Source organism: Pseudomonas sp. ES4, from assembly GCF_050586665.1.
GTDB classification, from domain to species: Bacteria; Pseudomonadota; Gammaproteobacteria; order Pseudomonadales; family Pseudomonadaceae; genus Aquipseudomonas; species Aquipseudomonas frederiksbergensis.
Window position 1 is genome coordinate 229,631 of record NZ_JBOBDO010000004.1, and the last position, 12,256, is coordinate 241,886.

A 12,256-nucleotide genomic window follows, 5' to 3' on the forward strand; every position below is an offset into this window, starting at 1 on the left:
AGCTGGCTTGCCAGCGATAGCGGCGGCAATGCTGGAATTGATGTTGAAGGTGCCGACGTCATCGCGGGCAAGCCCGCTCCCACAGGGTCCAGGTAAACCGGATAGAACAATTAAAACAATCCACAGAGGTTGAATCATGGCTGTTAACAGCGATCGTGCAGGCAGTAAACCGTTGATCGAGAAACGTTCGATCGACTACATCCCGGAAGCGGAGAGACACGGTCGTCTGTTGAGCCAGTTCACCCTGTGGATGGGTGCCAACCTGCAAATCACCGCAATTGTCACCGGGGCCCTGGCCGTGGTGCTGGGCGGTGATGTGTTCTGGTCGTTGATCGGTTTGTTGATCGGTCAAGTGCTCGGCGGTGGCGTAATGGCGCTGCATGCGGCACAAGGGCCCAAGCTTGGCCTGCCGCAGATGATCTCCAGCCGGGTGCAATTCGGCGTGTATGGCGCGGCCATCCCGATCGTGCTGGTGTGTCTGATGTACCTGGGTTTCACCGCAACGGGCACCGTGCTTTCCGGCCAGGCGCTGGGCCAGTTGTTTGGCGTCAGCGACAGCGTCGGGATCCTCATCTTCGCCAGTGTCATCGTGCTGGTCACGGTGCTTGGTTATCGGGTGATCCATTTCATCGGCCGAGTCGCCAGCGTCATTGGTGTGATTGCCTTCGTTTACCTGTTCAGTCGTCTGATGAGCCAGACGGACGTTGGCGCACTCCTGCAAATCCGCCATTTCAGCTGGACCAGCTTCCTGCTCGCGGTGTCGCTCGCGGCGTCCTGGCAGATCGCCTTCGGTCCTTACGTAGCGGACTATTCACGCTACCTGCCGAGCAGCACGTCTTCGGTGAAAACCTTTTTCGCCGCTGGCGCGGGTTCGGTTATCGGTGCACAGGTGGCGATGATCCTCGGTGTGTTTGCCGCGGCCATGGCCAACGGACAATTCGCCGGTCACGAAGTGGCCTACATCGTTGGTTTGAGCGGTAGTGGTGCCACCGCTGCGCTGCTGTATTTCAGCATCGCGTTCGGCAAGGTCACCATCTCCACGCTGAACTCCTACGGCAGCTTCATGTGCATTGCGACGGTCATCAGCGGTTTCCGTGGTGATCTGAAAGTAACGCGCTTGCAGCGTCTGGTCTTCGTGCTGGTCATCGTCGGCACTGCGACCCTGATCGCGTTGCTCGGTCAGCACTCGTTCCTCGGTGCGTTCAAGTCCTTCATCCTGTTCTTGCTGGCTTTTTTCACGCCATGGAGCGCGATCAACCTGGTGGACTACTACTGCATCACTCGCGAGCGCTATGACGTGCCGGCGCTGGCCGATCCGAACGGTCGCTACGGCCGTTGGAACCCCCTCGGTATCAGCGTTTATGTCTTCGGTGTGCTGGTGCAACTGCCGTTCATCTCTACCAAGTTCTATACCGGTCCGCTGGTGGACGTTCTGGGTGGTGTGGATATTTCCTGGATCATCGGTCTGGTGCTTCCCGCCGGCCTGTATTACGTCTGCGCGAAAAAATGGCACAGCGCGGTACCCGATCACCTGATCCTGCCAGTCGAGCAGGACAGCGATGCAGCACCTATAACAAGCGGGGCCAGTCGCGCTGCGGCGCGGGCCTGATTGGACGTGGACAGGGCTGGATGCCTCTTGACTGCCGTAAGCCAACTCATGATTAGGAGCGTCACACAATGAAATCGAACAAGACCCTGCTGACCACATTACTTTCCATGGGCCTGCTGGCCGGCGCCGGAGCCACTCAGGCGGCGGGATGGTGCGAGTCGGGCAAACCGGTGAAATTCGCCGGCCTGAACTGGGAAAGCGGCATGCTGCTAACCGACGTGATGCAAGTCGTGCTGGAGAAAGGTTACGACTGCAAGGTCGACAGCCTGCCAGGCAACTCCATCACCATGGAAAACGCCCTGAGCAGCAACGACATTCAAGTGTTTGCCGAAGAGTGGGTCGGTCGTAGCGAGGTCTGGAACAAGGCCGAGAAGGCCGGCAAGGTCGTCGGTGTCGGCGCTCCGGTCGTTGGCGCGATCGAAGGCTGGTACGTGCCGCGTTACGTGATCGAAGGCGACGCCAAGCGCAAGCTGGAGCCTAAAGCCCCGGACCTGAAAGCGATCGCCGATCTGGGCAAATACGCTGCCGTGTTCAAGGATCAGGAAGAGCCATCCAAGGGCCGTTTCTACAACTGCCCGGCCGGCTGGACCTGTGAACTGGACAACAGCGAAATGCTCAAAAGCTATGGCCTGGAAAGCACCTACACCAACTTCCGCCCGGGCACCGGTCCGGCACTGGATGCCGCGGTGCTGTCGAGCTACAAGCGTGGCGAGCCGATCCTGTTCTACTACTGGTCGCCAACCCCGCTGATGGGCCAGGTTGATCTGGTCAAACTCGAAGAGAAACCAGGCGTGGACAAGAGCGTGACCATCAAGGTCGGCCTGTCCAAGACCTTCCACGAGCAAGCCCCGGAACTGGTGGCTGTGCTGGAAAAGGTCAACCTGCCAATCGACCTGCTGAACCAGAACCTCGGGCGCATGGCCAAAGAGCGGATCGAGTCACCAAAACTGGCGAAAATCTTCCTCAAGGAACATCCTGAAGTCTGGCACGCATGGGTGAGCGAAGACGCAGCCAAAAAGATCGACGCGGCCTTGTAGGTCGAGTGTCTCCGACTGTCGGCAGCGGCAGTCGGATGCTTGATCGCAACCCCTTGATTGAGAGTCTCTTATGTTTCCCGAAAGCTTTACCTTTTCCATCGCCGACTGGGTCAACAGTTGGGTCGATTCGCTGGTCACCAACTACGGCGATGTGTTCCGCAGCATCTCCGACACCCTGTTGTGGGCCATCGTCAATCTTGAAGGGCTGCTGCGTGCGGCGCCCTGGTGGCTGATGCTGGCGATCGTGGCGGGCGTTGCCTGGCACGCGACCCGCAAAGTCGTGACCACCGCCGTGATCGTTGGCTTGTTGTTCCTGGTGGGCGCGGTCGGCCTCTGGGACAAGCTGATGCAAACCCTGGCGCTGATGATGGTAGCGACGGTCATTTCGGTATTGATCGGCATTCCGCTGGGCATTCTCTCGGCGCGCAGCAATCGCCTGCGTTCGGTGCTGATGCCGCTGCTGGACATCATGCAGACCATGCCGAGTTTCGTGTACCTGATCCCGGTGCTGATGCTGTTCGGCCTGGGCAAGGTCCCGGCGATTTTCGCCACGGTGATCTACGCCGCGCCGCCGCTGATCCGCCTGACTGATCTGGGTATTCGCCAGGTCGACGGCGAAGTGATGGAAGCGATCAACGCCTTCGGTGCCAACCGCTGGCAGCAACTGTTTGGCGTGCAACTGCCGCTGGCCCTGCCGAGCATCATGGCCGGGATCAACCAGACCACCATGATGGCCCTGTCGATGGTAGTGATTGCCTCGATGATCGGTGCCCGTGGCTTGGGCGAAGACGTGTTGGTGGGGATTCAGACCCTCAACGTCGGACGTGGTCTTGAGGCCGGTCTGGCGATCGTGATTCTGGCAGTGGTCATCGACCGCATTACTCAGGCGTATGGTCGGCCACGGCATGAGGTGAGCAAATGAACAACGCAGCCATCAGCAAGATCGAAGTCAAAAACGTCTTCAAGATTTTCGGCAACCGTTCCAAGGATGCGCTGGCCATGATTGGCCAGGGCAAGACCAAAGACCAGGTACTGGCCGAAACCGGCTGCGTGGTCGGCGTGAACGATTTGTCCCTGAGCATCGGCACCGGCGAGATCTTCGTGATCATGGGCCTGTCGGGTTCCGGCAAGTCGACCCTGGTGCGCCACTTCAATCGCCTGATCGACCCGACCAGCGGCGCGATCCTGGTGGACGGCGTGGACATCCTGCAATACGACATGGAAGCCCTGCGCGAATTTCGCCGGCACAAGATCAGCATGGTGTTCCAGAGCTTCGGCCTGCTGCCGCACAAGACCGTGCTGGATAACGTCGCCTACGGCCTGAAAGTGCGTGGCGAGAGCAAGCAGATGTGCGCCGAGCGCGCGTTGCACTGGATCAACACCGTGGGCCTCAAGGGCTACGAAAACAAATACCCGCATCAACTTTCCGGTGGTATGCGCCAGCGTGTGGGCCTGGCTCGCGCCTTGGCGGCGGACACTGACATCATCCTGATGGACGAAGCTTTCAGTGCCCTCGACCCGCTGATTCGCGCGGAAATGCAGGACCAGTTGCTGGAGCTGCAAAAGACCCTGCACAAGACCATCGTCTTCATCACCCACGACCTCGACGAGGCTGTGCGCATCGGCAACCGCATTGCGATTCTCAAGGATGGCCGCCTGATCCAGGTGGGCACGCCAAGAGAGATCCTGCATTCGCCGGCGGATGAGTATGTGGACCGGTTCGTACAGCGGCGGGCTGCGGTGGTTTAAAGGCCGATCGTTCCCACGCTCTGCGTGGGAATGCATCCCGTGACGCTCCGCGTCACACATGCGCAGGGCTTGAGCCTTGCGCTGACAACGGGACGCGGAGCGTCCCAGGCGGCATTCCCACGCAGAGCATGGGAACGATCAAGTTCAAGAGGTTGAAGATGTCCCAGGCTGAAAAAATCGTTATCGCCGACGCCCCGTTGCGTTGGCAGGATGTGGTTGCCGTCGCTCGCCATGGCGCACAGCTTGAGCTGTCACCCCGGGTCTGGGCGCGGATCGAAAACGCCCAGGCCATCGTCCAGCGCATCGTCGTCAGCGGTGAGCGCGCCTATGGCGTCAACACCGGCCTCGGCGCGCTGTGCAACGTCTCGCTCAAAGACGAACAACTCAGCCAATTGTCGCGCAACACCCTGCTCAGTCACGCCTGTGGCGTCGGCGCCCCCTTGGCCGACGAACAGACCCGCGCAATCATCTGTGCCGCCATTCGCAACTACAGCCACGGCAAATCCGGCATTCATCGCCGGGTGGTCGAAGCCCTGTTGGCGCTGCTCAATCGCGGCATCACCCCGCAAGTGCCGTCCCAGGGTTCGGTGGGTTACCTGACCCACATGGCCCACATCAGCATCGCGCTGCTGGGTGTCGGCAATGTCAGCTATCGCGGTCAGATCGTTTCCGCGCAGCAGGCCCTGGCCGAAGAAGGTCTGCAACCGGTTCAACTGGGCGCCAAAGATGGCCTGTGCCTGGTCAATGGCACGCCGTGCATGACCGGCCTCAGCTGCCTGGCGCTGGCCGACGCGACGCGTCTGCTGCAATGGGCCGACGTGATCGGTGCCATGAGCTTTGAAGCCCAGCGCGGCCAGATTGCCGCGTTCGATGCCGAGATCATCGCGCTCAAGCCTCACCCGGGCATGCAGCAAGTCGGCATCAACCTGCGTGCGTTGCTCGATGGCAGTGAAGTGATTGCCAGCAGCAAAGGCATTCGTACCCAGGATGCGCTGAGCATCCGTTCGATTCCGCAAGTTCACGGTGCCGCTCGCGATCAGCTTGAGCACGCCAGAAAGCAGATCGAAACCGAACTCAACTCGGTCACCGACAACCCGATGTTGCTGGGCACGCCGGACGACTTCCGGGTGATGTCCCAAGCCAACCCGCACGGTCAATCGGTCGCGTTGGCCGCTGACTTGTTGGCAATCGCCATGGCCGAAATCGGGTCCATCGCCGAACGTCGCCTGGACCGCTTGATCAATCCGCATGTCAGCGGTCTGCCAGCCTTTTTGGTGGCGAATCCGGGAGTGAACTCCGGAATGATGATCGTCCAGTACGTCGCCGCTTCGCTGTGTGCGGAAAACCGCCAATTGGCGCAACCGGCGGTGCTCGACAACTACGTCACCTCGGGTTTGCAGGAAGACCATCTGAGCCTGGGCACCAACGCCGCGCTGAAGCTGCACCGCGCGTTGGAAAACTGCACGCAGATCCTCGCCATCGAGTACCTGTTGGCGGCTCAGGCGTTTGAGTTCTTGAAAGAGCAACGCTTTGGCGTCGGCACTGGTGCCGCCTGGCGTGTGCTGCGCGAGCGGATCCCGGCCTACGATCAGGACCGCTGGCTGGCACCGGACATCGCCAGTGCCGCCGCCGTTTTGAAAGACCCGATTTTGCTGAGCAAGGTATTACCGAACCTGAACTGATTCCCACCACACCAGCGTGCCAAGGCGCGGCTCCCCAAAAGGCGAGACGCGACGGACAACGGACATTTCCGGAGCGTCTGGTGAGTTAATAAAAGACTCTCAAAAGGAGAATGATGTGACTGCGCTTAATTTGATTCCCGGCCAACTGAGCCTTGCCCAACTGCGTGATATCTATCAGCAACCGGTCAAAATCACCCTCGACAACAGTGCCTCGGCGCAGATCGAAGCCAGCGTTGCCTGCGTGGAACAGATCCTCGCCGAGAACCGCACCGCTTACGGCATCAACACCGGTTTCGGCCTGCTGGCTTCGACCCGCATCGCCAGCGAAGACCTGGAAAACCTGCAGCGCTCGCTGGTGCTGTCCCACGCCGCCGGTGTCGGCGAGCCGATCAGCGACGCGCTGGTTCGCTTGGTCATGGTGCTCAAGGTCAACAGCCTGAGCCGTGGTTTCTCCGGCATTCGTCGCGTCGTGATCGACGCGTTGATCGCCCTGATCAACGCCGAGGTTTACCCGCACATTCCATTGAAAGGTTCGGTCGGTGCCTCCGGTGACCTGGCGCCGTTGGCCCACATGTCGCTGGTGCTGCTGGGCGAAGGCAAGGCTCGCTACAAAGGCGAGTGGATGGAAGCCACCGAAGCACTGAAAGTGGCCGGTTTGACCCCGCTGACCCTGGCCGCAAAAGAAGGTCTGGCGCTGCTCAACGGCACTCAGGTGTCCACCGCTTACGCATTGCGTGGTCTGTTCGAAGGCGAAGACCTGTTCGCCGGCGCCCTGGCCATTGGTGGCATGACGGTTGAAGCGGTATTGGGCTCGCGCTCGCCGTTCGACGCCCGCATCCACGCCGCTCGTGGCCAGAAAGGCCAGATCGATGCCGCTGCCGCTTACCGCGATCTGCTGGGCGAGCGTAGCGAAGTGTCCGACTCGCACCAGAACTGCGACAAGGTCCAGGACCCGTACTCCCTGCGCTGCCAGCCGCAAGTCATGGGCGCCTGCCTGACCCAGTTCCGCCAGGCCGCCGAAGTGCTCGCCATCGAAGCCAACGCCGTTTCGGACAACCCGCTGGTCTTCGCCGCTGAAGGCGACGTGATCTCTGGCGGTAACTTCCACGCCGAACCAGTCGCCATGGCTGCCGACAACATGGCCTTGGCCATCGCTGAAATCGGTTCCCTGAGCGAGCGTCGTATCTCGCTGATGATGGACAAGCACATGTCGCAACTGCCGCCGTTCCTGGTGGCCAATGGCGGCGTGAACTCCGGCTTCATGATTGCCCAGGTGACTGCTGCGGCACTGGCCAGTGAGAACAAGGCACTGTCCCATCCGCATTCGGTGGACAGCCTGCCGACTTCCGCGAACCAGGAAGACCACGTTTCTATGGCGCCGGCTGCCGGCAAGCGCCTGTGGGAAATGGCTGAAAACACTCGCGGCGTTCTCGCGGTGGAATGGTTGGCGGCCTGCCAGGGCCTGGATCTGCGTGAAGGTCTGAAGACCTCGCCAAAACTCGAAAAAGCCCGCGGGATACTGCGTGCCGAAGTGCCTTTCTATGAGAAAGACCGCTTCTTCGCACCGGACATCAATGCGGCGACCGAGTTGTTGGCGACGCGTTGCCTGAATGAACTGGTATCGGCGAAGTTGCTGCCTAGCCTCTAACCCCCCACCCACCGATCGTTCCCACGCTCTGCGTGGGAATGCAGCCCGTGACGCTCCGCGTCACTGGACGCAGAGCGTCCCTAGAGGCATTCCCACGCGGAGCGTGGGAACGATCAAAGACGAGGAACTCGGGATGAAAACTCTCTGGCAACACTGCCACGTCGCAACCATGGCGCAAGGCGTCTACTCGATCATCGAGGATGCGGCCATCGTGACGTCAGGAGCGCACATTGAGTGGATCGGCCCGCGTGCCGAACTGCCGGCGGGCGAGTACCCGGCAGTCAATGATCTTAAAGGGGCCTGGGTGACGCCGGGCCTGATCGACTGCCACACCCACACGGTGTTCGGCGGTAACCGCAGCGGTGAATTCGAACAGCGTCTGCAAGGCGTCAGCTATGCAGAAATCGCCGCGGCCGGTGGTGGCATCGCCAGCACCGTGCGCGCCACTCGTGCGGCCACTGAAGATGAACTGTTCGCCAGCGCCGCCAAGCGTCTGAAGAGCCTGATGCGCGACGGCGTGACCACCGTCGAAATGAAATCCGGCTACGGCCTGGACCTGGCCAGCGAACGCAAGATCCTGCGGGTCATCCGCCGTCTCGGCGCCGAACTGCCGGTCAGCGTGCGCAGCACTTGCCTGGCGGCCCACGCCTTGCCGCCGGAATACGCGGACCGTGCCGACGACTACATCGATCACATCTGCGCCGAGATGCTCCCGGCCCTGGCCGCCGAAGGGTTGGTGGATGCGGTGGACGCGTTCTGTGAATACCTGGCCTTTTCGCCGGCGCAGGTCGAGCGGGTGTTCATCACCGCGCAGCAACTCGGTTTGCCGGTGAAGCTGCACGCCGAACAGTTGTCGTCGTTGCAGGGTTCGAGTCTGGCGGCGCGTTATCACGCACTGTCGGCCGATCACCTGGAATTCATGACCGAAGACGACGCCATCGCCATGGCCAAGTCCGGCACCGTCGCGGTGTTGCTGCCCGGCGCCTTTTACTTCCTGCGGGAAACCCAGCTACCGCCGATGGAGGCGCTACGCAAACACGGCGTGAAAATCGCCATCGCCAGCGACCTCAACCCCGGCACCTCGCCGGCACTGTCGTTGCGTTTGATGCTGAACATGGCGTGCACCTGTTTCCGCATGACCCCGGAGGAAGCCTTGGCCGGGGCAACGATTCACGCCGCCACCGCGCTGGGCATGGCTGAAACCCACGGTTCGCTGGAAGTCGGCAAGTGTGCGGATTTCGTCGCCTGGCAAATCGATCGACCGGCCGACCTGTCGTACTGGCTGGGCGGCGACCTGGAAAAACGCGTCGTGCGTCACGGCGTTGAAGTGAGCATTTAGGAGAACAGTTGTGGATAAGGTTCTGAACTTCAAACAAGGTCGCGTACCGCTGCTGATCAGCATGCCCCACGCCGGCCTGCGCCTGACCCCGACGGTCGAAGCCGGGTTGATCCCCGACGCGAAAAGCCTGCCGGACACTGACTGGCATATCCCGCAGCTTTACGAATTTGCTGCCGAGCTGGGCGCCAGCACCTTGGCCGCCGAATACTCGCGTTTTGTCATCGACCTGAATCGACCGTCTGACGACAAGCCGTTGTATGCCGGCGCGACCACCGGTCTGTTCCCGGCGACGCTGTTCGACGGCATTGCGTTGTTCCGCGAAGGGCATGAGCCATCGGCCGCAGAGCGCGCGACTTATCTGGAGCAGATCTGGACGCCGTATCACAGCACCTTGCAGAACGAGCTGGCGCGGCTGAAAGCCGAGTTTGGCTATGCGCTGCTGTTCGATGCGCACTCGATCCGCTCGATCATCCCGCACCTGTTCGACGGCAAGCTGCCGGACTTCAACCTCGGCACCTTCAACGGCGCCAGTTGCGATCCACAGTTGGCCACTCAGCTGGAAGCCATCTGCGCACGCCACGGCGATTACAGCCATGTGCTGAACGGTCGCTTCAAGGGCGGCCACATCACCCGGCATTACGGCAATCCCGCCGAGAACACCCATGCGGTGCAACTGGAGTTGGGCCAGTGCACGTACATGGAAGAGTTCGAGCCGTTCCGCTATCGCCCGGACCTGGCGGCACCGACGCAGGTGGTGCTCAAGGAATTGCTGCAAGGGCTGCTGGCCTGGGGCGAAAAGCATTACGGATGACTGATCGCTGACTGATCGTTCCCACGCTCCCGCGTGGGAATGCCTCAAGGGACGCTCCGCGTCCAGTGACGCGGAGCGTCACGGGCTGCATTCCCACGCAGAGCGTGGGAACGATCGACTCGAACAGTCGCCACCGTGCAAAACACGGTCGCCACAGTTCGCTTTTGCCCTCTCGACGCTGCGTAATGTTTGGCCCACGGTGCACAAAGACACCGGCCCGACAATAATCCGCTGCCGCACGAGATCCTCCCAATGAAAAGACTGTTTACCCGCTGTCTCTCAATCCTCTGCGGCACGGCTGTGCTGAGCACCAGCGTCCTGGCCAGTGACGACGCTTCCTGCAAGGCCGTGCGCATGGGCGTGGTCAACTGGACCGACGTGATCGCCACCAGCGGCGTAGCTGACGTACTGCTCAATGGCCTGGGCTACGAAAGCAAGCAAACCAGCGCCGTGCAGCAAATCATCTTCGCCGGCATCCGCGACAAGCGCCTGGACATCTACCTCGGTTACTGGAAACCGGCGATGGACAAAAACATCGCGCCGTTCCTCGCTGCCAATCAAGTGAAAGTCATGGACAAACCGAGTCTGGCCGACGCCCAGGCAACGCTCGCAGTACCTGAGTACGTCGCCGAAGCGGGGCTGAAAACCTTCGCCGATATCGCCAGATTCAAGGATCAGCTCGGCGGCAAGATCTACGGCATCGAGCCGGGCAGCGGCGCCAACACCACCATCAAGACCATGATCGAGACCAATCAATTTGGCTTGAAGGATTTCAAGCTGATCGAGTCAGGCGAGGCCGGCATGCTGGCCGCTGTTCAGCGGGCGGTGAATCGCAAGGAATTCGTGGTGTTCGTTGGCTGGACCCCGCACCCGATGAACATCAACATGAAGGTCGCCTACCTGACCGGCAGTGAAGACGTTTACGGCCCGAACGAGGGCGCCGCCACTGTCTCCACCGTGACCGCCCCGGACTACGCCCAGCGCTGCCCGAACGTGAATCGCCTGCTGGAAAACCTGACCTTCACCGCCGCCCAGGAAAGCCAGTTGATGGTGCCGATCATGGAGCGCAAGACGCCTCAGGATGTTGCCAAGCAATGGCTGCGTGATCATCCCGAGGATCTGCAGCGTTGGCTCGCCGGTGTCAGCAGCTTCGATGGCAAGGATGGCGTGGCGACGGTTCAGGCCAGTTTGAAAAACTGATCACCAATCCTCGGCATGTACGCTGTTTGTGGCGAGGGAGCTTGCTCCCGCTCGGCGGCGTAGCCGTCGTAAACCCGGCTGGTCGGGTGTATCTGATAAAACTCGGTTGAATGGTTTGGGGGCTGCTGCGCATCCAGCGGGAGCAAGCTCCCTCGCCACAGAACTGAGTTCCAATCCCAAACCGCTGAACTGACCGGCACCTGACTCATGGCTCCTTACCCGCTTTCTGCACAGATGACAGCTTTCGTCGAGAAAACCGTCAGCTTCAACAGTACCGACAGCAGCCTCAACGGTTTGCGCCGGGCCTACAGCGACATGTGCCGGGCGTTCACTCCGTCGCGACCCGCCGGGCTTTATGTGGTGGATTTCGAATTGGCCGGCGTGCCGGTGCGGTCCTATCAGCCGCCGGTTTCGCCACCGACCGGCGGTTGCCCGTGCATCGTTTATCTGCACGGCGGCGGTTGGGTGGTGGGGGACCTGGACTCCCACGACTTCATCTGCGCCGAACTGGCGTCGACGCTCGGCGTGCTGGTGATCGCCGTCGATTATCGGTTGGCGCCGGAATATCCGTTTCCGGCGGCGTTCGAGGATTGTCTGGGTGTCTGGCGCGCGCTACGAACCGGGCCATTCCGCCTCGATCCCGAGCGAACGCTGGTGGCCGGGGACAGCGCCGGTGGCAACCTTGCGGCGGCGTTGTGCCTGGCGCTGCGCGATGCGGGCGAGCCATTGCCGGCGGCGCAGGTGCTGATTTATCCGGGGTTGGGCGGCGATCACCGATTGCCGTCGCGCAGTGAATGCACCGATGCTCCCTTGCTCAGCAGCAGCGACGTGGATTGTTATCACGCCCTGTATTTGCGCGGCACCGGCCAGCCAAGTGCCTATGCGATGCCGTTGCTCGCCGAGGATTTCACTGGGCTACCGCCGGCCTTGATCGCCGTGGCGGAATTCGACCCGTTGCGCGATGACGGCGTGCTCTACGCCGAGCGATTGAACGCAGCGGGCGTGGCTGCGACGCTTTGTTACGGTGAGGGCTTGGTCCACGGCTGTTTGCGGGCTAGGGGGCAGGTCGCCGAGGTCGACGCACTCTACGAAACGCTGCTCAGCTATTTGTCTGAAAAAACCGGCTGAAAAACTCTGACTCTGCAAGGCATGCTCATTGGCGTAATTCGGGTTTATGATGC

Annotated in this window: 10 protein-coding genes; all 10 read left to right on the top strand. The window is 61.2% G+C overall.

Translation table 11 applies throughout. From position 1 onward, the window contains the following. Window positions 1-136 precede the first annotated feature (136 nt). The 10 genes from ACQ4OB_RS06935 (at window position 137) to ACQ4OB_RS06980 (ending at window position 12,203) form a co-directional block, all read left to right on the top strand. Window positions 137-1,609 (top strand): purine-cytosine permease family protein, encoded by a 1,473-nt coding sequence (locus ACQ4OB_RS06935; protein WP_102614925.1) that lies wholly within the window; start codon window positions 137-139, stop codon window positions 1,607-1,609. 68 nt (window positions 1,610-1,677) lie between these two features. Next, the gene (locus ACQ4OB_RS06940) at window positions 1,678-2,646 is read left to right on the top strand and encodes an ABC transporter substrate-binding protein (protein ID WP_074872800.1); all 969 of its coding nucleotides are present in this window, start codon (window positions 1,678-1,680) and stop codon (window positions 2,644-2,646) included. A gap of 70 nt (window positions 2,647-2,716) precedes the next feature. Next, on the top strand, window positions 2,717-3,568 hold the full coding sequence (locus tag ACQ4OB_RS06945; RefSeq protein ID WP_074872803.1) for an ABC transporter permease: 852 nt from the start codon (window positions 2,717-2,719) through the stop codon (window positions 3,566-3,568). Continuing rightward, window positions 3,565-4,395: a quaternary amine ABC transporter ATP-binding protein gene (locus tag ACQ4OB_RS06950; RefSeq protein WP_074872806.1), complete on the top strand. Its 831-nt coding sequence runs from the start codon at window positions 3,565-3,567 to the stop codon at window positions 4,393-4,395. The genes ACQ4OB_RS06945 and ACQ4OB_RS06950 overlap by 4 nt, the downstream gene beginning before the upstream one ends. Before the next feature lie 158 nt (window positions 4,396-4,553). Beyond that, window positions 4,554-6,077, top strand: a complete 1,524-nt coding sequence (hutH, locus tag ACQ4OB_RS06955; RefSeq protein WP_430955353.1) for a histidine ammonia-lyase — start codon at window positions 4,554-4,556, stop codon at window positions 6,075-6,077. 115 nt (window positions 6,078-6,192) lie between these two features. Further along, a complete protein-coding gene (hutH, locus tag ACQ4OB_RS06960) occupies window positions 6,193-7,725 on the top strand; it encodes a histidine ammonia-lyase (RefSeq protein WP_076028963.1) in 1,533 nt (510 codons plus the stop codon). 133 nt (window positions 7,726-7,858) lie between these two features. Further along, complete coding sequence (hutI, locus tag ACQ4OB_RS06965; protein WP_102614922.1) at window positions 7,859-9,064, top strand: imidazolonepropionase; 1,206 nt, start codon at window positions 7,859-7,861, stop codon at window positions 9,062-9,064. A 10-nt stretch (window positions 9,065-9,074) separates the two neighbouring features. Beyond that, a complete protein-coding gene (gene hutG / locus ACQ4OB_RS06970; RefSeq protein ID WP_430955354.1) occupies window positions 9,075-9,875 on the top strand; it encodes an N-formylglutamate deformylase in 801 nt (266 codons plus the stop codon). 252 nt (window positions 9,876-10,127) lie between these two features. Next, window positions 10,128-11,075, top strand: a complete 948-nt coding sequence (locus ACQ4OB_RS06975) for a choline ABC transporter substrate-binding protein (protein ID WP_074872821.1) — start codon at window positions 10,128-10,130, stop codon at window positions 11,073-11,075. Window positions 11,076-11,282: 207 nt separating this feature from the next. Further along, window positions 11,283-12,203, top strand: coding sequence for an alpha/beta hydrolase (locus ACQ4OB_RS06980; RefSeq protein WP_430955355.1), 921 nt, complete (start codon window positions 11,283-11,285; stop codon window positions 12,201-12,203). The last annotated feature ends 53 nt before the right edge of the window (window positions 12,204-12,256 follow it).